Below are 23793 nucleotides of genomic sequence, written 5' to 3'. Positions count from 1 at the left end.
TTAACCCACTGCGCACAACCACGACTCAACCTAAGCGAGCAACCAGTCAACTCCATAAGCTAAACACATGGTTACTACTCGGCATACTGCTTTGGGCTCCCATTCCACTCGGAAGTAACCGAGATTGGTCCGCCAGCTTACTCATTCTGCTCATCGCTCTATCCGCGATTATATGGAGTTTTGACCGCCTAAAAAATCCATGCCGTCAGCCTCAAATACCCCACCAAGGTGTTGTGTTATTCACACTCTTAATATTGGTACAAATCTGGGCGTTAGCCCAAGCGTGGCTATTACCCACGCAAGATATTGATCAAAACTTACAATACATTATGCTTGGCATCGCCTACAGCACATTCTTTGTTTTACTACTAGCCCACTTCGCAAACCGCAACGCACTCAACAAACTAATCATCACACTGATTGTCGGCGGCACAATTCAGGCATTTATTGGCGCCGCCACAGTGCTCAATTTAATCGACCCACTTTTTACCAGCTTAGCAAATCAACCCTCAGCACACGGCACCTACATCAACCGCAATCATTTTGCAGGCTACTTACTGATGACCATCGCCCTTGCAATTGGATTACTACTGGCACAACGGGACAACAGAGACTGGTCTTGGAAAAACCTCATCGAATTACTAACCAGCTATAAAATGCTAATTCGTTTAGCCTTAATCATCATGGTAATCGGCTTGGTGATGTCACACTCACGAATGGGAAACGCCGCGTTTGTCATCGCACTTAGCATCATCGGCGCATTTTTCATCCTAAAAACAGCAACTCACCGCATCAGAAACAGCCTACTCTTACTCAGCTTTATTCTGATTGACATCATGATTATCAGCCAATTTTTCGGCTTAGAACAACTCAAAGACAGGCTAACGCAAACACAGATAACCGTCAGCGAACAGCAAGGTAAACTACTGCTCACAATCAATGATTTACGAAGCCCAATTAACCAGAATAGTGTGCAACTATTAGAGCAAGCGCCGTTTGTCGGTAAAGGCGCCGGAAGTTTTGAAAATGCATTTAAGCCCTTGGCCGGACCAAATTACGGAGGGCGCATTGATCATGCGCACAATGACTATCTTGAATTTTGGATCGAATACGGAGTCATCGGCATATTGCCACTCGGCGTATTTCTATTAGGCGCCCTTGGCATGGCAATAAAAGCCATCAGAAACCAAAAATCCACCTATCGCAGTGGCATTGGCTTAGGCAGCAGCATGGCGTTAATTGCCATCGCCTTACACTCCGCAACCGACTTTAACTTACACATTCCTGCCAACGCACTCACTTTGATTAGCGTATGCGCCATTGCGGTTTTAGCGGCCATGCATAAAAATCCAAAACACCGAAGAAGCGCGGAATAAGCTGCAGATAAGCTTTGATAAAAAGGCACAAAATAAGACCAAATAGAACCGAATCCGCGCCCCTTTCAGTCTTAGTATTTCCCCGGCTTAACGCTGGTATCCTTGGACCTATTGAAACAGCTCAAAACCATTCAACGCGATTCAAAACCATTCAACATCGTAGACTATGGTTTGATTGAATAATCAACGATTTCACCGGTATGCTGAAACCCTTTCACAACCGTGCCAATTGCCTCTAATAAACCAACATAATCCTGATTTTCAAGCAACACTTCTAAATGATGCAATGCATCGGTAAATTCTATATAGGAGATCGAATATTCATTTGCTTTCATAATACGAGGGTGCTCCGTACCGTCCGGATTATCACCAATAAGCAACTCCTCATAAAGCTTCTCACCTGGGCGTAAACCGGTATAACAAATCTCAATATCACCATGACCATCCGAATCCATCACTTCCAGTCCAGAAAGTCGAATTATCTTACGGGCAAGCAAATCAATTTTTACCGGATCACCCATATCCAACACATAGACTTCACCGCCAACCCCCATCGAACCCGCTTGGATAACCAGCGAAGCCGCTTCAGGAATGGTCATAAAATAACGCGTCATTTCAGGATGAGTCACGGTAACCGGCCCGCCATTCGAAATCTGCTTGCGGAATAACGGAATAACCGATCCAGAAGAACCCAATACATTGCCAAAACGTACCATACTGTAATGCGTTTTGGGATACACCGGTTGCAAAGCCTGCAACGCAAGTTCCGCCATCCGCTTACTCGCCCCCATCACATTCGTTGGACGCACTGCTTTATCGGTTGAAATCAATACAAAATTCTTAACCCCAACTTCACCTGCGGCCTTGGCAGTGGTATGAGTACCAAATGTGTTATTGAAAATACCCTCTTGTAAATTATGCTCCACAATAGGCACATGCTTATAAGCAGCCGCATGATAAACAGTGTCAACACCGTACAAAACCAATAAGCGCTTTAACTTAAGTTCATCACGAACACTGCCTAAAACCGGAATCAGTTCGCAGGCCGAATCCTGGCTTAATTTAGTCAACTCCTTATCAATTGAATAAAGAGCAAACTCACTTAACTCCAGCAAAACCAGACGCTTCGGCCGCTGAGCCAAAATTTGGCGACACAATTCAGAACCGATCGAACCGCCTGCACCAGTGACTAACACACTTTGTCCAGCAATGCATTTCGCCAACAAATCAGGATGCGGGCCAACCACATCTCGGCCTAACAAATCCCCGATATCAACCTCTCTAATATCAGAAAAACGAATCTTGCCAGAAACAATCTCATCAATCCCCGGTACCGAAGACACTTTTACCTGAAACGGCTCCAACCACTCAATCACATCTTTACGCTGTGATGCCTTTAAAGACGGAATCGCCAAAAAAACATCCGTCACCTGATACTTATCAATCAAATAGGCCAAATCATCACGCTTATAAACACGCGCGCAACTAATTTCTTGATTTTGCAGATTTTTATCATCATCAATAAAACCCACCGCATAAATGTGTGGAATTTTTAAAATCGCATTAAAAAGCTGCCGGCCAGACGAACCCGCACCAAAAATCACAATGTTTTGGCGCGGATGCTTTTCCGTTTTTGCCTGAGCAACAGAAAATAATAAACGCCTAGCAATCAATCGCGTCGCTGCAATAAAAAGCAACACTAACAACCAATCAATCAGAATCGCCGTTCTCGGAAATGGCAAATCCAACATAAACAGCGTCGACGTCCACAACACAAAAACCGTACTAACCGTAAAAAAGACCGTATTAGCAAACTTATGTCCGATATAACGAATAACCGCGCGATACAACCCTTGATAAATAAATACCGGAATTGCAATTAACACCAATATAGAAATCGACAATAAATACGGTTCAATATGAGAAGCCTCACCAAACCGAATACAAATAGCCAAGTAAGATGCAATCACCAAACCGAATACATCAATAAGAACCGAAATGACACGCTTATGAAAACGAGAAAGAGAAAGTAGCGAGAAAAGAGGTTTGTTCATTTTAAATTTATGTAGCTCAAAGTTTATTTTTTGTACATTCTATAGCTAAAACAGGACATTTTCAGAATGTTTTAAACGATTAATAAGATTTTTATCAAACTAAAAATAAGCGCCCCGTATTTTCAGGCAGTGCGTCGATTTTTAGCATTTAACATTCCTATCCTGATATTTTCATAAGCCCGAAGAGTCGGTTTCGGCAGTGAATCTTCAAGTGTCTGAAAAACGGGATCTGTGCGCTCAAAACCAAAATATCGAACGGTTTGTAACATATCTCGAAACAACCCTTTTTCAAATACATTTCGCACAAAAAAATCTTCGCTCATAGCCAAAAGATTAGACCAATCATAGGGGAACTGAGTCCCTATCTTTTGGGATAAAGTCAACTCATTTATAATAAAACCTAAAACATTTTTGGATAATTTTGTGAAAGACAAAAACTCTAATTCGGTAATAACAGATATCGCTATAAAATCGGCACCTGTAACTATCTGGAGGACTTATTGATTCCCCTTAAGCAATTGAATGACTACGTTCGTATCTAAAATAAAGTTATTTCCATTCATTTCTGATTCTATGCTGTTCTTCCAAAGCATCACCTTGCCATTCAAGACGCCCAGCAATATCAGAAAAATTAAACGGGCTCTTTTTAAGACTCACACCTTGTTCTTTTGGCAAAATCAGCACCTCAACCTCATCGTAATCAAAATTAACAGGCAGTGTTATGTGAACTTGGTGATTCTCAACCTTGACATATTCTCTAATTGCAATCATGACTATCCCCTTCAATCAAACATGACACACGTTACACAGAACAAAATTATCCTTTATTTTCCAGACCCCGTAAACTTAGTCATAGTCGCTTCACCCTCTGCCGAAATGCCATCACGCACAATGACTTTTTTCAAAGTTAAATAAATGATTTTAATATCTAACCAAAGTGAACGGTTATCCACATACCAAACATCGAGCTTAAACTTTTCTTCCCAGCCAATCGCATTACGGCCATTGACCTGCGCCCAGCCGGTAATACCAGGCCTGGTTTCGTGGCGGCGAGCTTGTTGGGCAGAATATAACGGCAAATACTCCATCAACAACGGACGTGGCCCGACTAAACTCATATCGCCTTTTAACACGCTCCACAAACCCGGCAGTTCATCCAAACTGGTCGAGCGCAAAAACCGCCCAAACTTCGTCAAACGCACCGCATCCGGCAACAAATCACCCTGGTCATCGCGCTCATCGGTCATCGAACGAAACTTCATCATTTTAAAAGGCTTGGCATCTTTACCAGGACGGACTTGGGTAAAGAAAATCGGTGAACCCAATTTTTGACGAACCAAAATTGCCACCACCACAAACACCGGTAATAACAACGGCAAGCTTAAAAAAATTAATGTTAAATCAAAGAGTCGTTTCATAAACTTTTACACCACCGTCCAAGGCATCGTTGCTTTTAAGCTGGTTTTATCGACTACACTTGGATGCGCATCCAAAGCTTTTAACCATTGCTTTAACTTTAGCTGAACCTTTGATACATCAACCGCTTTGGGGAAAAGTTTTGACTTTTTAAGTGATTGCTCAATATGCAAAACGACTCGAAAGCGATGCTTTGCCAAAGCCTTACGTGCAAAGCGTTTTTCATCCGCATCTGTCGCGTTCGATTTAGCCGCCGCTAAACCTCCCAAAGTATCCCGCACTTTTAACGCGACTTCCTCGCCCAAATCAATCGTTTTGGTCCGACGGTGAGCGCGATAATCCTTAACCTCAATCAACCAAGTTTGAGACGCGTCTACAAAAACTATATCTACCGCTTTGGTGCCACCAAAGGCAGAATTAAATTGGTTGCGATAAAATAACCAATCATCGTACTTTGTCGCGCTATCAGCATCACCACTAAATTGAAAAGTTAAGCGTCCCTCAGTCAGCCTAGTCGCAATCGCCATTCTCAAGCCTCCAAATCCATAAAACGATCCGATTGCGCCAGCTCCTCATCCAATATCACCAAGGTTTGCAAATCTTCTACCGAATCCCCCTGCTCTACAACAACACCATCATCACTGGCCGTCAAAGCAAAATAGCGTTGAGGAATTTTTTTAAATTCTTTCTGCTGAGATAAAATCTCGAGCTCACGCAATAAAAATAGTGAATGCGAGGCAATAAACACCTGTATCCCGTTATCACACAGATGCAAAATTACTCGCGCCACCAACTTAACCAACTTCGGATTTAAATTGGTTTCCGGTTCATCCCAAAACAAATATCCCTTATCCAACAAAGATCCCGTAGCAATTAAACGTGCTAACATTGCCAATTTTCGTAATCCTTCAGCAACCAACGGCATTTCCATTTTTCCCGTGCCGGGTAGCGACAGATAAAAACGCCCATTAGCATCCAAAACCACGCGACCACCCATAGCCTCTTCAAGCGGCTTTAACAGTTTCGAAGCCTGCTTTTCTCTTGGCCCTTTTAAAGCCGGTGCACCCAATAACAAACATGCATCACGATAAGTTTCATCAAACTCCAAATAATGATTATCGTAAATGGATACAAAACCTGGATACAACGTCAACAATTCACGGGTGGGCAAAAAAACAGGTGCTTTCGTTTGCCAAGTTTGATTCAAATGATCTATCTGCACTTCTGACTTGCTTGATGTGGCAAACCCCATTGAGCAATCCAAACTGGAATCAGCAAAAGTTAAACTCAGTTCGCAACGCTCACGTCCTTGCTTGCGGCGTGCCAAACGTCCAAGACTTTCAGGGCGCATCACATTAATAAGTTTGTCAGCATACGCTTTTTGTAAAGCGGTTTTGGTCGGTGACACAGTCATCGGCTTGCGCCCCTCTTCCGCACTCGCTGCAATCACCGCATAAGCCGACTTAAGAATATGAGACTTACCGCAACCATTTTCTCCAATAATGACATTCAAACCCGGTGAGAACTTTAAATGTGCATCAGCAAAAACGGTTAAATTTTGGATTGCAAATTTTTCTAACATATCTCAACCCTCATTGGACTCAACAACTTTGCATTCTTTCCTGGCCAGGTCTGGGTAAAGAAAATCGGTGAACCCAATTTTTGACGAACCAAAACCGCCACCACTACAAATACCGGCAATAACAATGGCAAGCTTAAAAATATCAAAGTCAAATCAAAGAGTCGTTTCATAAACAGTCTTATCCAAAATTGAACTTAAAAATGATCGTAAGCGCTTCAATCGAAATCTCGTTGATAAAAAACCTTGCCGACCCGATCAATGTGTTGCAGCAACGCCTCTGAAACTATTTGTTCAAATAAAGACACGTCCAACATATAGGGCATATTCAAATCATCTAAATCCGTCGAAATATGACTTAATACAGAATCATCCAATTCTTTACCGATCAACGTCAAATCAATATCTGATCCAGGACGAAAATTACCTTTTGCTCGTGAACCATAAATAACAACTTTTTCAATACTTGGATAACGTGCAAAAACTTCCCGCATCCTCGCAAAGGTAACGTCTGGCAAACCAAACATTATTGAATACCCTGCATAGTATGCGCAAATTGAGAAAATGCAATCGCATAGCGATTTTGAACTTTAGCGAATTCTTGCTCCAAAACTCGCTCATCGTAGGTATGAACCGTTCGGTTGCGACTCTCAATCATATCCATCCAAATCTGACCATCTGACACTAACCCAACATTAAATGCCAATCGGCAAGCAGATCGAGAACCTGTAATTCCTTGATGCCCCTCATACTCCAAGAAGTCTTTCATGACTTTCCAAGCAAGCTCATGGGTAAACTCAAAACGCTGCAAAATGCCTTCTTTAATCAATGCCTCAGCCGTTTCATCATACAAAGATAAAGCCGATTGCAACTGACCTAAGGCCTTCAAATAATTCTCAAAGCGCTGTTGCCAACGAATATCTTCACTCATCATTTCACTTCATCATTCATAAATTAAAAACAATACCAGAACCCAAATCAAAATTAAGCATAACCATTCGGATTTTGCGATTGCCAGCGCCACGCATCGGCACACATTCTTTCAATTCCAAATTCAGCACGCCAGCCCAACGTGTTAAAGGCATAATCGGGATTGGCATAACACTTCGCTACGTCACCCGGACGGCGAGGCACAATTTGATAAGACACAGCACGACCAGAGGCTTTTTCAAAGGCTTTAACCATATCCAAGACCGAATAGCCCTGCCCCGTCCCCAAATTAACGGTTAAAACGCCCGATTGCTTTTCCAAAGCATCCAGCGCTTTTAAATGCCCTTTGGCTAAATCCACCACATGAATATAATCCCGCACACCCGTGCCATCATGGGTATCGTAATCATCACCAAATACACTCAACTGTTCACGCTTACCCACCGCCACTTGCGCCACAAAAGGCATCAGGTTATTGGGAATGCCATTGGGGTCTTCACCAATCAAACCAGATTCGTGCGCGCCCACAGGATTGAAATAACGCAATAATGCAATCGACCAAGCATCATCACTGATAGACAAATCACGCAGAATATTTTCCACCATCAATTTAGACGCACCATACGGATTAGTTGTCGATAACGGAAAGTCTTCTGAAATCGGTACAGAGGCCGGATCTCCATAGACGGTTGCAGATGAACTAAACACTATGTTTTTACAATTTTTCTCAGCCATCACTTCCAACAAAGCAACCGTTCCAGAAACATTGTTGTCGTAATACATCAACGGCTTTTCAACACTCTCACCCACTGCTTTTAAGCCAGCAAAATGAATCACCGAATCAATCTCAAACTGCTCAAAAAGCGTTCGCAATAAGGATTGATTACGAATATCACCCTCAACAAAAACCAATCTCTCGTCATTGCGAGCCAAGCAAAGTAATTCACTTTCATTCAAAATGGATAAATCAACATTCACAATTCCAGCAACACGCTCAAGTGAAGTGATAGAACTGTTGCTGAGGTTATCCAACACCAAAACATCTTGGCCACTTTCCAAAAGCTCAACACAAGTATGGGTACCAATATAACCCGCACCACCTGTTACTAAAATCATTCCACATCCTTTAATACACGAGTAATTAACGCTTTAAAATGCCGTAGCAGAGCCTCTTTAGACGTATTTTTTGCCACCTTATCCTGCAAGGCGTCCACCTCATCATTTAGCCAGTTCATTGCTTCAAAGCACTGTTGCATCGCTTCTTTTGCTTGCTTTAATGTCAGCTGACAATGCTCTATCGCAAATCGCTCCAAATGTTTTTGTCCACGCCAGCGTTTACTTCCCAACAGAGTCAAGGCCTGAATATCTTCTTTAATATAAGCAGTGGTCGAAACCACATCATAAATCGGGGCCAAACGAATATCCGTAGCGGACGAATACACCACACCAAAGTTCTTTAAATGCGCATCCCCATTTTGTAACCACTGATTTAAAACCATGGCTTTAAAATAATCATAAAGCGCTTTTTTTCGATATTTTGGGCTGACAAAAATGGCGATACCCTTGGCTAATTGCTCATAGCTGCCGGTATATTTCTCATCGCGCGGCTTCGCCTGCAAGACACAGAAATCCTCAAAGCCCAAGTAATCACCCTGTTCGGTGATATCAAAACGCTTCATCACAAAACAGGCCTCATCATCGGACAGATAAAACTCAGGAACATCAAGCCCAGCCTGCTCCAAAGTTTTCATACACAGCCATTCATTTAACGCCAAATCCGGATAATCGGTGCCCCAAGACTTCACGATATAATGTGAAAACTGCAAAGTGGCTTTATCCTGAAGCAAAGCCAACACTTTAGGCTGAACCCCGCTCACAGGCGAAGACAAAGCAAACCGCTCCACAAGACTACTAAACAAATTTTCCTCTGCGGAATGCAGAATTTCATCCAGCGATAAAGCGTTTTCCTGCGTGACTTCTTCTGCATAAGACAGGCGTCCAACCACCTTATCTGACAACAAACTCAGCAATCCAAAATCATCAGTGGCGGTTAGCTTAGAAAAATGTTTTTTAATCACCGCCAGCAAATAGCCTTCAGGCAAATGCATCTCAAAAATCGGAAAAAGCGACTCCGAGACATAACTCTTATTACGCACTGGCATCGTCAGAGAAACCGCATCGCTTGCTGACAGACTTGAATAATTAAAAAGATATTCGCCCTGCTCTCTCGATAGAGTGCCTGAAGGCTTCTTACTGACCCAGACGCAAAGCTCATTCATGAGATTGCTCACTTCTTAAGGATTCAAACGTTGGCAAATCACTCTGACGCTTAGGCTCAAGTTCGTAGTTTAGATAAGCCAACATAAGCATTACCTTACGCAGACCAATATCGGCCACGCGCCCGGTTTCAAAACCGCTTAAGGTCGCACGCGCAATGCCTAAATCATCCGCCATCTGCTGCTGACGAATACCTTGTTCTTTGCGTGCTTGTTGAATAAAGACGCCTAACTCTTGAAACATCATATTGATTAAAATACCCTACAAAAAAATATCTTAAAAACAAATTGTACAGCATTTTAAACAAAAAAACTAAGGTCCCATAATTTCTAACATTCGTGCATTCACCTTATGCACATCAAATTTATCTTCTGCCATTTTGCGCGAAGCCAGCCCCATCGGTTCAATCTTCTCAGGATGTTCAATAACACTAAATGACGGGATTCACTCGATAACTCAATAACTCAATACAGGTGTGCGAACCGATATAACCCGCGCCACCAGTGACTAAAACACAAACCATAAACAATCCTTCGAATACAAATTCAATTTTTTACTCTGTCACCAGAGCCTTTCCCAGTGACGGTTTGCAGAATATATTTAAAATAATCACGCAAAGTTAAAGAGGCAATCATCTTCGCATCCGTTTGAGCGAGTAGCTCTGGTGTAGACATATCGATTTCACTAACTTGAGCTAAACCGGTAATTCCAGGACGCACCTTATAAACACCATATCTTTCACGCTGTTCGAGCAATTCCTGTTGATTAAACAATCCTGGTCTTGGCCCCACTAAACTCATTTCACCTTTTAAAACGTTCCAAAGTTGTGGCAATTCATCCAACTTGGTTTTTCGTAAAAAACTACCAAATTTTGTGATTGAAGCAGAGCTAGCCAAATGTGTTGCCACTGAAGCGGTATCCTTACTCATCGTTCTAAATTTAACGAGTGTAAACGGCTTTTGATTGCGACCGACACGCTTTTGGAAAAACAGCGGGGAGCCAGTATCAAACAAACCAATGACAAATAAGAGCATCAAAATTGGAAAGCCCAAAACCAAACCAGTAAAGGCAAAAATAAAATCTAATAACCGAATCACTTCTCACCCTTTTCTTTTTCAAAATTGACTATTTTTTGCAACTGATCATCCATCGAGATTACAGGCACCCAACCTAATAAGTCTCTGGCTTTAGTACTATCAACCTGCAGATTCCCAAACAAACGATCAGCCACAGACCCCTTACCGAACAACTGAGCGAAAAATTTCATTAAACCTACTGGAATGGGTAATAAACGCGCTTTAACACCATAGGCTTTAGCCACTTTGCGCAACAGATCAGAAGTAGAAATATCTTCACCGTCGGAAATTAAAAATACTTCATTAGCGGCTTTAGGTGATTTATGACGATTAGCACATAGAGAAATAAAGTCAGCAAGATTCTCTACTGCCACTAAAGAGCGAAAATTTTTAACCAGCCCAAGCGGTAAAGGGACACCTTTTTTGACCCAACGAATCATTGAAGCAAAATTTCCTTTTACACCAGGACCATAAACCAATGGCGGCCGAATGATCACAACTTCCATTCCAGTCTCATCAGAAATTTTTTTCAAACCTTGCTCTGCTTCGTACTTTGATAAGCCATAAGGATCTGTAGGAGCAGCAATCACATCAGGTATAAAACGTTGATTCGGTTGAGAAAATTCCCCATTTACCTTAATTGAACTAACAAACACAAATCTTTTTACACCTTGTTCTGCCGCCATCTGCGCTAACATCAGAGTCGCATCGCGGTTTACACGCCGATACTCATCCAGAGGGTCAACCGCCTCATCTTTCATAATATGAGCCCGGGCAGCACAATGCACGACAACATCACAATCAGCCAAAGAAGAAAGAAGAGGCTCTAAGGAATTAGCATCAGAAAGATGCGTCAAATCTGCCACTACGGTAGAGCAACTAACAGAAAGTGATGCTTGCTGACTTCTAACCAAACAATCAACATGATGTTCACTTTCCTCTAATTTTTTTAACACTGAAGCACCTACAAAGCCCGTAGAACCTGTCAAGATAACTTTCATTTTTTTCATTCTGTAAAACCTAAGAACAATTCAAGTTTTTTAATCCCATCATTGGCTTTAAAAATTTCAGATGCTTTTATAGCTCCGTAAATACTGATGTGACCGCCATCGTAACTGAATGGCAACTCTTCATTCGCAAAATCTTTACCATTAAATAGCATTGACCTTTCAATAAAGAAAATATTGTTATTCCCTTTAGCTAAATGAGAAAGTTTTTTATTTATTTCAATAGCACTTTGATCCTTTTTAGAAAAAACAACTTGTTCAGACGGTTTTTCGTAAAAAACCTTACCTCTAATAAATTGCTTAAGAATATTTTGATCATAAATTTTTGGAGATGGCATTATCACTACCTTAGTGCCATTTTTTGCAAAAAGTTCTGCTAACCGAAATATTTCATTTAAGTAACCTTTGTTTGCTACATCAACATAGTCAGCACTCAGAATGAGTATGTCGGTATTATTTATCTGTTCCGACAACCACTGCCTTATAAATAAACATTGCGAGAAAGCGCGACTAGGTATTCTTCCAGTAAAGGACTCTTCCGTACTTGGAAAACACCAGTTTGAAGAAACAGAATGAATATTCAAATCGAGTTCTTTTCCAATAACATCCCAAAAAGGATCATAATGGCCCGCATATGAATCACCAAATAACAATGTCTTTTTACTTTTTTCATTTTGGCTGCCAACAGAACAATTCAAATTATTACCACCAAACTCTAATTTGGTATTGTCTTGATAATTATAAAAACAGTAACCATTCTCAACGGATGGCATCATTAATTGCTTATTATTCGTAATATTTTCAATTTCAGTTTCTATTACACTTTCAAACCGACCAGAAAAGGATTTTTCTTTTATTGTCCAAGCAAATAACGATAACAAAGCCGTGATTAAAACGATAACCAAAAACTCTTTCCTGAAAGTTGACTTACTTAAATAACCACGAGTAGGCTTTTCAATAAGTTGATAGGATATATGGGCCAACAAAAAGCTTAAAGTGAAAAAGCTAATTACCCAAAACCAACTATTTTGCAGGCTTGCGAAGTATAAGGCGACTACAAGAGGCCAATGCCATAAATACAATGAATAGGAACGATCTCCAAGCCACTGTGCAACAGGATTTGCAGTCAACGCACCACCTTGATTATTGGCAAAAATAATTAAACTTGTACCGAGTACTGGAATAACTGCCCAATACCCAGGCCATGGCATACTCTCATTGATCAAGAAAAAACTTACACCGATAAGTAACCAACCAAACCAATAAAAAGTTTTTAAATTACTATGATTAAATCTATGCATCTTTGTAATTAAAAAAACGATAGCACCGGCAGCTAACTCCCAACCTCTTGTTGGTAATAAATAGAAAACAGCAGAAGGCATTTTTTCAACCAAAATGATATTGGTGAACAGGGAAATTGTAAAAAGCAACATTACCCAAACCAATACTACTTTGACACTTCTCCAAAACTTCCAAATAATTGCGATAAAAAGCGGATAAAGAACATAAAACTGAGCTTCCACAGCCAGTGACCAAATATGTAATAACCACTTTTCCTCAGCATCTGCTCCAAAATAGCCTGCAGTACGCCAATAATACAGGTTAGACAAGAAACTCATTCCATAGAGTGATTGTGCTCCGAGCTCTTGATAATCAGATGTATATAACCAAAACCAACCTATTACGAGAAGTACAAAAATTAACACTAATAACGCAGGGAGAATCCTTCTAACACGAGCCATGTAAAATTTCAGTATGGAAAAATTACCTTTTTCATAACCACCAACAATAATAGCAGTCATCAAATACCCTGAAATTACAAAAAAAATATCAACCCCAACAAAACCGCCCGGCAAGCCAATCAGTTGAAAGTGAAACAATAGAACGGCGATGACAGCCCATGCACGCAGACCATTTATGTCTTCACGAAACTTAACGGGAGAAGGAAGGTGTAAACTCATATAAAAACACAGTACCTATATTAATCAATAAGTGAATTAACAACTTTATAAACTACCTAAAACTTTTTTAGCCAATTCAGGGTTGATTTTTTTTACATCAAAATTTTCATGGGCCATTTGGTAGCTACTCTCACCCATCCGAATAATTTCATCTGGATTTTTAATCAGATAAACCATTTTATCTGCCAAACATTCCGCATCCCACGGAGGTACCATAAAACCATTAACACCCTCTACAACAGTTTCACGACAGCCTGGCACATCGGTAGTAATAATTGCACGACCAATCGCCATAGCCTCTTGGGTTGAACGTGGAACGCCTTCACGATAAAAAGATGGCAACACAAATACGTGTGATTGATCTATCCATTCCTTGACGTTATTTACATGACCCGGATAAATAATGATTCCCTCTTGAATTACTTTATCGAGCTCTGATTTAGATAAGGCCGCAGGGTTATCTGGATCAAGCCCACCTAAAACAACAAATTCTGAATTTGGATAATCGCGTTTGACAATTCTGGCTGCAGACAGATACTGAAAGATACCTTTTTCGGCTAAAAGACGAGCAATAAAAATAAATCTAACTGGTTTATTTAAATCCGGTTTAGAGTATTGAAAATAATCCAAATCCAAACCAATCGGCCCTAAGACATCAAGTTTTTTTTTACTTAGCAGCGCTACACTAGATAAGTCTTTGGGATCATCTGAATTTAAAAATAAGACCTTATCTGCAAAGGCGTATCCCAAAGTACATAAAGCTCCATGGACTCGTTTTAAAAATTGTTTTTTAAAAGATACTCCCCTGCTTGTTGGAGTATGGATATATCCTAAGCCTTCAAGCATAGCAATTATTCGTGGAACACCAGCGAACCAAGCGGCAATCGAACCATAAATTGACGGTTTTACAAAAAAGCTAAAAACAACATCTGGTGAAATTTTCATTATTTCTTGCTTCAGCAGATAGGTATCACGTATGTCTAAAAAGGGGTTCATTCCAGTTTTATTAAGCTGATAAGAAACTGGAATAGCTCCTAAATCTCTTACCATTTGTTCTGTATCCATAGTGTAATCTATTGCAAAGGCAAAAACTTGGTGGCCCTGCAAAACCAAATAGCGGATAAAATCTTTACGAAAAATTAAAATACCAGGTGAAACATTTTGAGATATTAAGCAAACTTTCATAAACCACGCCACACGCTATGGTAATTGGCTACCATCTTATCAATACTGAAATTTTCAACAATTCGCTCTCGTGCTTTTTGCTTACGGTCTTGCCACTTTTCAGAATCATTCAATCTCTCAAAATATGCGTTCTCTATCGCATCCGCTAATTGTTTTGCGTTCCTTGGTCCAACAATCCAGCCAGTATTACCTACAATCACACTAGAATCGCCTACATTGGTTGTAACACAAGGTGTTCCACAGGCCATCGCTTCATTGAGAACATTTGGAAAGGCTTCACCGAAAGCAGAAGATAATACAAATAAATCAATGCCATTCATCACAGCGGGAATATCATTACGTCTTCCCAATAATTGCACATTATTGATCAAATCATTTAGATCAACGAGGTCTAATAAAGTTTGGTTATTATTGTCTAAATTCGTTCCAACGATAACTGCATTAAAGTCCAAACCTTTTGCTTTAAGCATCCCTAAAGCATCTAACAAATTCTTTTGATCTTTTTGGGGGTCATAACGTCCGACATGACCAATCAAAAAAGTCTGCGGATCAACATTTATTTCATTCCTGAATTGCGAACCGATTCCAGTATTCGGCGAATAATCATCCACTCGATAACCATTACTAACCACATGCCCAATCGATTTTTTAAATCCAATAGACTCTTGAACTTCTCGGGACTTTTCAGCACAGTAGATAATGTTTCTAGGAACAAATTTAGATATAAAAGCATTAATTTTTGCAATCAAAATCGTTGACCGTTTAGACTCACCTTTAACCAGAGTCGTGTGGTGAACGCCCCAAGTGATATTTCTAACACCCGCCAAACGTCCAACAATCCCACCAATTAGATCGCCATGAAACATCCAAGTTTGAATAGCATTAGGCTTGAGAATACGAATAAAACGATAAAGCTTAAATAAAGCATAAAACTTAAATCTCGAGTTTTTCATATCAAGACAAACTACTTTAACGCCTAATTCCTGTAATAATGAAGCATATTTTCCGCCATCAGCTAGGGAAACCACTGTGTGAATACATGGTGTAGAATCAAACTGAACTAGTCTGTATAAAACAGCTTCTGCGCCACCATCATCTAAACCTGAAATGACATGTAATATTTTCATCGTTTACGATACTCTGAGTAAGTTATTTGTAATTTTTTAGTTAGCGGCTGTTCGATATATGTAAATGTGAACCATCCTGCAAAAATTGACGTTATTAAAAGGGCTAGCAAAAAAATAAATGGGTCACTTATCCCTAAATAACTTAACACCACGGCTGAAGCGAATAATGTCATTGGATGCACTAGATATAGCGAATAAGAAATATCACCAAAAAAATCAGAAATACGCCAGAAAAATCTAGCAATATACTTTTCAAGATAAACCACGATAGTACAGATAAATAAGGCAGGAATACCTAAAGAAATCATTCTATATTCGCTAGGAACTTCAACAAATTGCAACAAAAAAACCGCTAAAAACAGTATCAGTATAAGAGCTATTTTTTGTGCATCATTGAACTTCATAAAAAAAGCATACAAAACAAAACCATATAGAAATTCAATTAATAACGATGAAGTCAAAGCACGCAATAAAGCTAAGTCAAATGTATAAATTTGGCCAATTATAACCAAAGCGATAAGAATAACGACCACCCCCCATACTCGAAACTGGCCATTAAAGATAAAAACAGTAGCGAAGACAAAATAAAAAATGAATTCAAATGTTAACGTCCACGCATTTTGGTTTAAAAATAATGCATCCATTGGGATAAGAAAAATTGACCCCACAACACTACTTTCACGGCCACCATTGACCATGCTTGGAAACAATAAATAAACCACTATCACAATAGAAAGGGTCGCCCAATAGACAGGGAGAATCCGAATTGCACGTTTGATTAAAAACTGGCTCGCACTTTTGTTAGAATTGAGGGTATAAAGCATGACAAAACCAGAAATGATAAAAAATATATCAACGCCAATATTTCCATAAAGAAAGCGACCTAACTGGCCTTCACCATAAACTTCCTCTTTATAGAACGCGTGTACAATTAGAACTAAGAGTGATGCCACCCCCCTTAGAAGCTGAATAGAGTGAACTTTATTCATATAATTCACCCAGCAACTTACTCCATTGAGGCAAAATAGCATCAGGGGTAAAATCAAAGCTTCGTTCAAAAGCTTTCAAAGCAAACTGATCACGAAGGTCTGTTTCTGTAATGATTTTTTCTAATGCAGCCGCCAAAGCTGAAACATTATTTTTTTCAACTAAAAGCCCATATTCGGTTGATAACAATTCTTTAGGGCCGCATGGACAATCATAGGAAACAACAGGCAAGCCTGATGCCATTGCCTCAAGTAAACTTAATACAAATCCTTCAAATCTTGAACTTAAAACATAAGCATAAGAATTTTTATAAATTTCAGTGATATTTGAACAATGGCCCAAGAATTTAACGTTACTCTCTAGATTATGATGTGCAACATAATCTACTAATTTTTGCTTATCAACTCCATCACCAGCAATATGTAGAACAGCTTGCGCTCTAATACTTGGCGACAATTCACACCAAGATTTTAATAATAAATCAAAGCCTTTTTGTTCTGCAAGACGCCCAACACCTAAGATAATTTTCTTTTTTCCAGGCTTAAATAAAATAGGAAATTCAGAATATTGAGTTGTAACCGGATTGTAAATAACTGTGACATTTTCAGCGCTAAATTTCGACTGCCACTGTTGCTTATCTTCTTGTGTTAAGACAACACATCTATCTGCATATCTTGCCCCAAGGTAACGTCCAAGGTCACGCCGCTTTATGCCTAAATTAATTGCTGCATTAAAATGTTCCCAGACAATATGCTTGGTTTTTTTTAAACCAAATTTTGATAGAAAAGTATATGGAGTAAGAACTGAATCCACATCAATAACGACATCAAAATTATTTTTTTTGAATACTCGCCTAATTTTCAATAAATCACCAAAATGTGATTTTTTTTGCTCTCTGATTAAATGAATATTTATATTTTCATTTAACGGAAAAAAAAGTTCGTTATTCTTTTTATTCAGAGTGAGAAAACTAACTTTATAGCCCAAGTTCTGCAAATAATTTGCAACTAAAAAAGAAATCCTTTCAGTGCCACCAGTGCTTGAAATATCAGAAATAAAAAAAGCAATATGCTTCATAACTAAAACATCTCGAAAATAATATTGTTGTATTGGTAGTTTTCAGCATTATTTCCAAAAAAAGCAAAAGCAACAAGACTGATGAATGAAGCCAACAAAATGGAAGTCAACCCGACCTTGTAACTCATTCGATTGCTGTATAACCTAAAAAAATACATGAAATAGATAACTTCAGCCAAAATAAAATAGTACGAAATCCGATCAATCAATGTTGATGAAAGAGGAATCAGTAAAAACAATACAACTGGCGAATAAATAAAAAAATTAAAAAAACGACTATGTTCAAGATTATTTGGAGCTACGACTAATACTTTAGAGAGTAATAGAAATACAAACGATACGCCCACTAAAAACCCAACACGAAGATAGGCGCCTTGATTGTAGAGCGTTGTATCTGCATAGTGTGCATAACGGAACTCATATAAGTAAATCATTAGTGGTATTGATACAAAGGCAAATAAGATTAACCAACGTTTTTTTACCGTTATGTAACGAAGAAATACAAAAAACAGCGCAGACAAATGAAAACCCATTGCAATTAATAAAAATAAGATATATTTCCTGTATTTCGTCAAAATTAACAAAGAGAATGCAAAAATAAAAATGCTTTCAGCAACACCTTGACGTACACCGCTTATACCTAACATAACAATGTGAAATGGGAAAATAATTGCGAAGAAATAAAAAGGATTTATATCGATTACCTGTGCTGCACGATAAGTAAAGTAAGACATCAGAGCACCACAAATAAAATAAACAAATTGCAAATCAAGGCCTACCGCCCCTGAGAATCTATTAATTAAATAATAGCCATACTCTGGGAACAACAAATCAAATTCTGCGTCCATCATAAAACGATAAAAGAGACCTAAATAATTTCCGTGATCGGTTCCCACTTCATATTTCAAACCAATAAACAACGTCATGAAGACAATCATTATTGATAACAAAACGACATTACCTAAACGACTTTTATTCCAGAGTAACCCAGCAAAAACATTTAAGAAAAAAACAAAAAAATATGCACTCACTTAACCAACCTAAATGATTCTTAACCAATCTCTAGAAACTCTAAAAATGCCTATTAGGAAAAAAAACATTTCTAATTAAACATTTAACATAAGCATAAAATTGATTAAAACTTCTTATATTACAAAAAGACTTAGATGTTAATTTCGCCAAGTCTAAAAAACTTCTTGTTGATCTTAAAATTTTCATCTCAACTAAATTCTTTGAAAATTGATATTGTTGTAACTCTCCAGAATTAAGCAACTTTAAATACTTAGATTCCTCGTCAAACTTTTTTTTAAAACCGATAGCAGAGCCTGAGCTATAAGTTATTCTCATCCCGTTATGGTTACTATGTGTAAAAAGCTTTTCTTTTATATGACCAACCTTATATTCTTTTGCCAAAATTTTAAGCATTAAAAGATGATCTTGAAATCTGGGCGTTTTTGTAAAACCGTTTACGGTTTTTAATACATCTTTTCTTGCTAAAATCATTGGCGTATAACAATTGCCGTTAATTATGAAATCTTTTAATGAATTTACTCTTGCATAACAATTACTTACATCCAGAAACTTTCCATTTTGAGAAAAATTCATATCACAAACTGATACATCTAAATTATTTTTTTCAATGTGCTGCACTTGCTTTTCAATTTTATTTTCAGAAAAAAAATCATCATCATCTAAAAACGTTACATATTCACCCTTAGCTATATCTAACCCTAAGTTTCTGGCGCCAGCACCACCACGATTGATACCATCACCTAAGTAAATAATATCTCTGTCGTTTGCAAAAGAACTAACGACACTTTTTACTGCATTTCGATTTTTGATGCAGCTATTATCATCGACAATGATTAACTCTATATTTCTATACGTTTGTTTCAGAACACTCTGTATAGCATTCGATAATTCATTACTTCGTCCATAGGTTGGGACTATAACAGTGACAAGTTTTTTATCAGGCTTCATACTAGTTAGCATTATTTCTTTGATGGTTTCGTTTTAATTCGAAAAGGTCTTCACTTGGTTTTTATCAACTTTTTCAAATGAGATAAAAAAGGAAATACTACTAAAAGATAACTTTTAGAGGTTATGTCAATTCTTCTTGTTTTAAAGAGCAATAAGATCAATTTTAGTCGGTATTTTAGTGACAACCATGAAACTCTCTGGCGTATCAAATCTGAAGATGAGGCATAAATACATTTTTGAACAAACTTCATCAAAGCGACAAAAGCCTCCGAATTACGGGGAATTTTTTTGCTTACTTTTAACAGTTGCTCGGAAACAATTATGTAGCCTTCAACGTGCTTCATCGACTTTGCTTCAGTCATGATTGACCCTGGCCTTACTCTCCGATAAAACAAAACGTCCGACACGCACATGGCCTCAGCGGATTTATCTTTTAATAATAGCTGTGTAGTGAATAAATTATCTTCATGGTAAATAGCTGGATAAAACCTTAAATCTGACAAATTATTTTTTAAAGTAAGATAAAGGCATGCTGAAACTGAATACTTATTTTGTTTATTTAATTCGATAAATAACTGTTCAGAAGGCATTTTTTTCTGATGCAATTCTACAGGTCGTTCATAATCAAAATATCTAGCAAGCTCGTCTGAATGGCCATCATTAAACGCACAACCAGAAAAAAAGACCGTATTTACTCCATACTGACTAATATAATTAATTAGCGTGCTAACTGTATTAAGGGCTATATAATCATCACTATCCAAAAACATTACATAGTCACCCGTGCTTTTTTCGATCCCAGTATTTCTCGCAACACTTAGACCTTGATTATTCTGGCTAAAAACCTTCAAGTTAGTCCAAGTTTCTGAATAACTATTAAGAATCTCTAGACTCTTATCCTCTGAACCATCATTTATCGCAACCACTTCAATATTGGGGTAATCTTGATTTAAGGCGGAATTTAAACATTTATCTAAATACTTTTCTACGTTAAATACCGGAATTACAATTGAAACTTTGACCTGCCTAACCATAAAAATTACTATACTCTTTTAAATTGATACAGAAGATGTAACAAAATCTTTCTATAGAAAAGATATAGGGAAACAAGATAAAACACCGCCCCTAAAATCACTTGTAATATAAATCCAATAAAAATAGAGAACTCCAGATGATTTACATAAATTCCGACTAAGTACACAAACGCAGCCATTAACATCGAAGTGATAAAAAATGGAAATAACCTTAATAATCCTTCTATGACACTCAGTTTAATTTGCTTCCAGGGATAATAAAAATTTGGTATTAGCATAATTAAATTAGCGATTGCATAAGCCAAAACAATCCCAACAAGACCAAAGAACACACCAATTGCGAAAGCTGATACGGTAACAACTGCATTTGCGAGACCGATTCGGAACATTGCACCTGTTGTCCCCTTCGCCATATATATAGAACCGGTGGTCGTTGTTATTGACTGAACCATACCAACGGGTGCAAGAACCATCAAAAGGATAGCCATCTCTTGCCATTGTGGCCCTAAAACCAAACTGACAAAACTCTCTGCTGTAACCAACAAACCTGCCATTAAAGGAAAAGTAATTAAAGCAATAAAACTAATCGCTTTAAGGTAACCCTCTCTAAATTTTTCATGATCGTTTTTTATTTCAGAAAAAGCTGGGAATAGGACCCTAATAATTACATGAGAAATATTTTGTAAAGGATAAAGCATGATTTTGTAAGCCATACTATAAATTCCTAATGACGTCGAACCAAGGAATTTCCCAATTAAAAACTGATCCGACTGACGTGAAAAATAATTAATAAATGTAAAACCAGTTAAGTTTGCAGAATACGAAAGTATCGTTTGAATATGACTAAAAGAAAAACTTAAGCTTGGTAACCACTTGTAAACAATCAAAAAGCCAGTTGATAAAACAAATGCATTTGTAATTGCCATAATAACCAAACTATAAACACCAAATTGCTGATATGCGGAAACCAAACCTATAAGCGCGCTTGCCAATAAAGCAATTATTTCAACAATAACAACCAATTTGAATTTCATTTGCTTTTCCAACATAGTTTTGTTGATTAAGCTAAGCGATGAAATAATAAAGATAATGCTGATTAATTCGACTAGCTCCTCCAGCCCGTCTTTATCAAAGAAAGACGCTATCAAACTTGCTAACAGAAAGAGTAATATTGAAAGTATAGAATTTAAGCCTAGATTAAAATAAAAAATGCTGGATAAAAAACTTTGTGATGGTGAATCTTTATAGATAATTGCTTGACCCAAGCCCATAGAAGCAAAAATTGCCATAAATGAAACGAATATCATCAAAATAGCATATACACCATAGTCGTCAGGACTCAGTATTCTAGCCATAAAAATTAGAGTTAAAACAGTCACTATCTGACGAATGACATTACCTAATGCATTCCAAGAAACTCCTGATATTGTTTTTGATTTCAAATTCATTTTTTCGCCAATTTATAGTATTTCTTATACCACTCAACGAAGTTTCCAATCCCGTCTTCAATACTGGTGCTTGGTTTAAAACCCGTATCGGCAATAAGATCATCCACATCGGCATAGGTAATCGGCACGTCACCGGCTTGCATGGGCATCAGATTTTCTTTGGCTTTTTTGCCACACACGCCTTTAATGAGGGCGTTTAGGCAAAGCACGTAACTAACAATGTGGTGCGCAACACAATTAATCATCGATTGCTTCCTTTAGAAGTGCTTTGAGCTCTTCTTTGTTGGGCAGTAGGGTTTGGTATTGGCTAGCAAATAGTTGACTGTTGTTTTCTGGCAAGGTCATTTCAACTAAAGCTTTGCTTTTGTCCTTGCAGAGGACAATGCCAATGGTTGGGTTTTCGTCTTGTTGTTTTTCTGTGCGATCAAAGTAGTTGACGTACATCATCAGTTGACCTAAATCCTGATGTTTGAGTTCGCCAATTTTTAAGTCAATCACAACAAAGCACTTTAGCAGGCGGTTGTAAAAAACCAGGTCGATATAGAAGTGTTTTTCGTCAATGGTGATCTTTTTTTGTCGTGCTACAAAAGTAAAGCCTTTTCCTAATTCGAGCAGAAAGCTTTCAAGTTTGTCGATGAGACGTTGTTCTAATTCACTTTCGCTGTAACTGGCTTGAATTGGCAGACCGACAAATTCTAGTATGTAGGGGTCTTTTACCAAATCACCGGGTGTTTCGATCACTTGACCCTGTGCGGCAAGCTGTTGCACCTTGTCTTTTTGGGTACTGAGTTGAAGTCTTTCAAATAAGCCTGAATTGAATTGGCGTTTGAGTTCTTTTAGACTCCAATGATTGTTGTTGGCTTCGACTTCATAAAAGCTGCGTTCGCTGGTGTTGTTGATGCGGGTTAGAAAAATATAGTGTGACCAGCTTAGGGTGAATTGGTGAGACGCCGTCTCACTTTTTGGAAAGCACTGGTAAAAACGACGCATATTTTTTAAGTTATCAACCGAAAAGCCTTTGCCAAACTCTTTGCTTAGTTCGTCAGACAAATTTTTAATGAGCATGACGCCATATTCAGCGCGGGCTTGACCTTGTTGTTCTTGCTCGACAATACGACAACCAATCTCCCAATAGGCTTGAGTCATGGTTTGATTAATGGCTTGGTAGGCTTTGTTACGCGCACTGTAAAGCATCGCTTTGATGTCGCGGTAAAAGTCTAATTGTGTCGTCAGCGTTGTCATTTTTAATTTTTAATTTTTAATTTGAATGATTAATTTT

The 23793-nt window shown here is 38.4% G+C and carries 27 protein-coding genes; 1 reads left to right on the top strand and 26 read right to left on the bottom strand.

Translation table 11 applies throughout. The annotated features are described in order from the left end of the window. Positions 1–233 precede the first annotated feature (233 nt). Positions 234–1376 (top strand): O-antigen ligase family protein, encoded by a 1143-nt coding sequence (locus HRR27_RS03335; RefSeq protein ID WP_173270879.1) that lies wholly within the window; start codon positions 234–236, stop codon positions 1374–1376. 164 nt (positions 1377–1540) lie between these two features. On the opposite strand, the gene HRR27_RS03330 is transcribed toward HRR27_RS03335, so the two are convergent. The 26 genes from HRR27_RS03330 to HRR27_RS03205 all read right to left on the bottom strand — a co-directional run bounded on the left by HRR27_RS03330 (position 1541) and on the right by HRR27_RS03205 (position 23756). Further along, positions 1541–3430, bottom strand: a complete 1890-nt coding sequence (locus tag HRR27_RS03330) for a polysaccharide biosynthesis protein (protein WP_173270877.1) — start codon at positions 3428–3430, stop codon at positions 1541–1543. 122 nt (positions 3431–3552) lie between these two features. After that, entirely contained in the window at positions 3553–3864 is a 312-nt protein-coding gene (locus tag HRR27_RS03325) for a hypothetical protein (RefSeq protein ID WP_173270875.1), read from the bottom strand. Between the two features lie 115 nt (positions 3865–3979). After that, a complete protein-coding gene (locus HRR27_RS03320) occupies positions 3980–4201 on the bottom strand; it encodes a hypothetical protein (RefSeq protein ID WP_173270873.1) in 222 nt (73 codons plus the stop codon). A gap of 53 nt (positions 4202–4254) precedes the next feature. Further along, complete coding sequence (locus HRR27_RS03315) at positions 4255–4848, bottom strand: sugar transferase (RefSeq protein WP_173270871.1); 594 nt, start codon at positions 4846–4848, stop codon at positions 4255–4257. Between the two features lie 6 nt (positions 4849–4854). Beyond that, a complete protein-coding gene (locus HRR27_RS03310; RefSeq protein ID WP_197905431.1) occupies positions 4855–5373 on the bottom strand; it encodes a cysteine--tRNA ligase in 519 nt (172 codons plus the stop codon). 2 nt (positions 5374–5375) lie between these two features. Beyond that, a complete protein-coding gene (locus HRR27_RS03305) occupies positions 5376–6428 on the bottom strand; it encodes an AAA family ATPase (RefSeq protein ID WP_173270869.1) in 1053 nt (350 codons plus the stop codon). After that, the gene (locus HRR27_RS12955; protein ID WP_173270866.1) at positions 6422–6598 is read right to left on the bottom strand and encodes a sugar transferase; all 177 of its coding nucleotides are present in this window, start codon (positions 6596–6598) and stop codon (positions 6422–6424) included. The genes HRR27_RS03305 and HRR27_RS12955 overlap by 7 nt, the downstream gene beginning before the upstream one ends. Positions 6599–6643: 45 nt before the next feature. Then, positions 6644–6952: a nucleotidyltransferase domain-containing protein gene (locus HRR27_RS03295; RefSeq protein WP_173270864.1), complete on the bottom strand. Its 309-nt coding sequence runs from the start codon at positions 6950–6952 to the stop codon at positions 6644–6646. After that, entirely contained in the window at positions 6952–7359 is a 408-nt protein-coding gene (locus tag HRR27_RS03290) for a nucleotidyltransferase substrate binding protein (RefSeq protein ID WP_197905430.1), read from the bottom strand. Before HRR27_RS03290 ends, HRR27_RS03295 begins: the two co-directional genes overlap by 1 nt. A gap of 50 nt (positions 7360–7409) precedes the next feature. After that, on the bottom strand, positions 7410–8471 hold the full coding sequence (gene galE / locus HRR27_RS03285) for a UDP-glucose 4-epimerase GalE (RefSeq protein ID WP_173270862.1): 1062 nt from the start codon (positions 8469–8471) through the stop codon (positions 7410–7412). After that, on the bottom strand, positions 8468–9634 hold the full coding sequence (locus HRR27_RS03280) for a type II toxin-antitoxin system HipA family toxin (protein WP_173270860.1): 1167 nt from the start codon (positions 9632–9634) through the stop codon (positions 8468–8470). The genes galE and HRR27_RS03280 overlap by 4 nt, the downstream gene beginning before the upstream one ends. Continuing rightward, positions 9627–9878 carry a helix-turn-helix domain-containing protein gene (locus HRR27_RS03275; RefSeq protein WP_173270857.1) on the bottom strand — a complete coding sequence of 84 codons (252 nt, stop codon included), beginning with the start codon at positions 9876–9878 and terminating at the stop codon, positions 9627–9629. Before HRR27_RS03275 ends, HRR27_RS03280 begins: the two co-directional genes overlap by 8 nt. A gap of 184 nt (positions 9879–10062) precedes the next feature. Further along, positions 10063–10155 (bottom strand): NAD-dependent epimerase/dehydratase family protein, encoded by a 93-nt coding sequence (locus tag HRR27_RS03270; protein ID WP_173269051.1) that lies wholly within the window; start codon positions 10153–10155, stop codon positions 10063–10065. Between the two features lie 22 nt (positions 10156–10177). Beyond that, positions 10178–10729, bottom strand: coding sequence for a sugar transferase (locus HRR27_RS03265; RefSeq protein ID WP_173270855.1), 552 nt, complete (start codon positions 10727–10729; stop codon positions 10178–10180). Next, on the bottom strand, positions 10726–11718 hold the full coding sequence (locus HRR27_RS03260) for a UDP-glucose 4-epimerase family protein (protein ID WP_243830873.1): 993 nt from the start codon (positions 11716–11718) through the stop codon (positions 10726–10728). Before HRR27_RS03260 ends, HRR27_RS03265 begins: the two co-directional genes overlap by 4 nt. Then, positions 11715–13676, bottom strand: coding sequence for an acyltransferase family protein (locus tag HRR27_RS03255; protein WP_173270853.1), 1962 nt, complete (start codon positions 13674–13676; stop codon positions 11715–11717). The genes HRR27_RS03260 and HRR27_RS03255 overlap by 4 nt, the downstream gene beginning before the upstream one ends. A gap of 45 nt (positions 13677–13721) precedes the next feature. Beyond that, positions 13722–14861 (bottom strand): glycosyltransferase family 4 protein, encoded by a 1140-nt coding sequence (locus tag HRR27_RS03250; protein WP_173270851.1) that lies wholly within the window; start codon positions 14859–14861, stop codon positions 13722–13724. Continuing rightward, positions 14858–15988, bottom strand: coding sequence for a glycosyltransferase (locus tag HRR27_RS03245; RefSeq protein ID WP_173270849.1), 1131 nt, complete (start codon positions 15986–15988; stop codon positions 14858–14860). The genes HRR27_RS03250 and HRR27_RS03245 overlap by 4 nt, the downstream gene beginning before the upstream one ends. After that, the gene (locus HRR27_RS03240) at positions 15985–16977 is read right to left on the bottom strand and encodes an acyltransferase family protein (RefSeq protein ID WP_173270847.1); all 993 of its coding nucleotides are present in this window, start codon (positions 16975–16977) and stop codon (positions 15985–15987) included. Before HRR27_RS03240 ends, HRR27_RS03245 begins: the two co-directional genes overlap by 4 nt. Continuing rightward, entirely contained in the window at positions 16970–18052 is a 1083-nt protein-coding gene (locus tag HRR27_RS03235; RefSeq protein ID WP_173270844.1) for a glycosyltransferase family 4 protein, read from the bottom strand. Before HRR27_RS03235 ends, HRR27_RS03240 begins: the two co-directional genes overlap by 8 nt. 2 nt (positions 18053–18054) lie before the next feature. After that, on the bottom strand, positions 18055–19083 hold the full coding sequence (locus HRR27_RS03230; RefSeq protein WP_173270842.1) for an EpsG family protein: 1029 nt from the start codon (positions 19081–19083) through the stop codon (positions 18055–18057). A 40-nt stretch (positions 19084–19123) separates the two neighbouring features. After that, positions 19124–20044, bottom strand: a complete 921-nt coding sequence (locus HRR27_RS03225; protein ID WP_173270840.1) for a glycosyltransferase family 2 protein — start codon at positions 20042–20044, stop codon at positions 19124–19126. 38 nt (positions 20045–20082) lie between these two features. Next, positions 20083–21066 carry a glycosyltransferase family 2 protein gene (locus HRR27_RS03220; RefSeq protein WP_173270838.1) on the bottom strand — a complete coding sequence of 328 codons (984 nt, stop codon included), beginning with the start codon at positions 21064–21066 and terminating at the stop codon, positions 20083–20085. An 8-nt stretch (positions 21067–21074) separates the two neighbouring features. Further along, a complete protein-coding gene (locus tag HRR27_RS03215; protein WP_173270836.1) occupies positions 21075–22514 on the bottom strand; it encodes an MOP flippase family protein in 1440 nt (479 codons plus the stop codon). Continuing rightward, the gene (locus tag HRR27_RS03210; RefSeq protein WP_243830872.1) at positions 22511–22759 is read right to left on the bottom strand and encodes a hypothetical protein; all 249 of its coding nucleotides are present in this window, start codon (positions 22757–22759) and stop codon (positions 22511–22513) included. The genes HRR27_RS03215 and HRR27_RS03210 overlap by 4 nt, the downstream gene beginning before the upstream one ends. Next, positions 22752–23756, bottom strand: coding sequence for a PDDEXK nuclease domain-containing protein (locus tag HRR27_RS03205; protein ID WP_173270833.1), 1005 nt, complete (start codon positions 23754–23756; stop codon positions 22752–22754). The genes HRR27_RS03210 and HRR27_RS03205 overlap by 8 nt, the downstream gene beginning before the upstream one ends. Between the last annotated feature and the right edge of the window lie 37 nt (positions 23757–23793).

The organism is Thiosulfatimonas sediminis (genome assembly GCF_011398355.1).
Taxonomy (GTDB): domain Bacteria; phylum Pseudomonadota; class Gammaproteobacteria; order Thiomicrospirales; family Thiomicrospiraceae; genus Thiomicrorhabdus; species Thiomicrorhabdus sediminis_A.
The sequence above is the reverse complement of the archived record's forward strand: the minus strand, read 5'-3'. Positions and strand labels throughout refer to the sequence as shown.

Coding starts and splice junctions, on each gene's coding strand:
- HRR27_RS03220 (WP_173270838.1), bottom strand. CDS start 21,066: ATGGTTAGGCAGGTCAAAGTTTCAATTGTAATTCCGGTATTTAACGTA.
- HRR27_RS03320 (WP_173270873.1), bottom strand. CDS start 4,201: ATGATTGCAATTAGAGAATATGTCAAGGTTGAGAATCACCAAGTTCAC.
- HRR27_RS03235 (WP_173270844.1), bottom strand. CDS start 18,052: ATGAAGCATATTGCTTTTTTTATTTCTGATATTTCAAGCACTGGTGGC.
- HRR27_RS03275 (WP_173270857.1), bottom strand. CDS start 9,878: ATGATGTTTCAAGAGTTAGGCGTCTTTATTCAACAAGCACGCAAAGAA.
- HRR27_RS03255 (WP_173270853.1), bottom strand. CDS start 13,676: ATGAGTTTACACCTTCCTTCTCCCGTTAAGTTTCGTGAAGACATAAAT.
- HRR27_RS03205 (WP_173270833.1), bottom strand. CDS start 23,756: ATGACAACGCTGACGACACAATTAGACTTTTACCGCGACATCAAAGCG.
- HRR27_RS03260 (WP_243830873.1), bottom strand. CDS start 11,718: ATGAAAAAAATGAAAGTTATCTTGACAGGTTCTACGGGCTTTGTAGGT.
- HRR27_RS12955 (WP_173270866.1), bottom strand. CDS start 6,598: ATGAAACGACTCTTTGATTTGACTTTGATATTTTTAAGCTTGCCATTG.
- HRR27_RS03270 (WP_173269051.1), bottom strand. CDS start 10,155: ATGGTTTGTGTTTTAGTCACTGGTGGCGCGGGTTATATCGGTTCGCAC.
- HRR27_RS03210 (WP_243830872.1), bottom strand. CDS start 22,759: ATGATTAATTGTGTTGCGCACCACATTGTTAGTTACGTGCTTTGCCTA.
- HRR27_RS03215 (WP_173270836.1), bottom strand. CDS start 22,514: ATGAATTTGAAATCAAAAACAATATCAGGAGTTTCTTGGAATGCATTA.
- HRR27_RS03315 (WP_173270871.1), bottom strand. CDS start 4,848: ATGAAACGACTCTTTGATTTAACATTAATTTTTTTAAGCTTGCCGTTG.
- HRR27_RS03240 (WP_173270847.1), bottom strand. CDS start 16,977: ATGAATAAAGTTCACTCTATTCAGCTTCTAAGGGGGGTGGCATCACTC.
- HRR27_RS03280 (WP_173270860.1), bottom strand. CDS start 9,634: ATGAATGAGCTTTGCGTCTGGGTCAGTAAGAAGCCTTCAGGCACTCTA.
- galE (WP_173270862.1), bottom strand. CDS start 8,471: ATGATTTTAGTAACAGGTGGTGCGGGTTATATTGGTACCCATACTTGT.
- HRR27_RS03330 (WP_173270877.1), bottom strand. CDS start 3,430: ATGAACAAACCTCTTTTCTCGCTACTTTCTCTTTCTCGTTTTCATAAG.
- HRR27_RS03250 (WP_173270851.1), bottom strand. CDS start 14,861: ATGAAAGTTTGCTTAATATCTCAAAATGTTTCACCTGGTATTTTAATT.
- HRR27_RS03225 (WP_173270840.1), bottom strand. CDS start 20,044: ATGCTAACTAGTATGAAGCCTGATAAAAAACTTGTCACTGTTATAGTC.
- HRR27_RS03290 (WP_197905430.1), bottom strand. CDS start 7,359: ATGATGAGTGAAGATATTCGTTGGCAACAGCGCTTTGAGAATTATTTG.
- HRR27_RS03305 (WP_173270869.1), bottom strand. CDS start 6,428: ATGTTAGAAAAATTTGCAATCCAAAATTTAACCGTTTTTGCTGATGCA.
- HRR27_RS03310 (WP_197905431.1), bottom strand. CDS start 5,373: ATGGCGATTGCGACTAGGCTGACTGAGGGACGCTTAACTTTTCAATTT.
- HRR27_RS03245 (WP_173270849.1), bottom strand. CDS start 15,988: ATGAAAATATTACATGTCATTTCAGGTTTAGATGATGGTGGCGCAGAA.
- HRR27_RS03295 (WP_173270864.1), bottom strand. CDS start 6,952: ATGTTTGGTTTGCCAGACGTTACCTTTGCGAGGATGCGGGAAGTTTTT.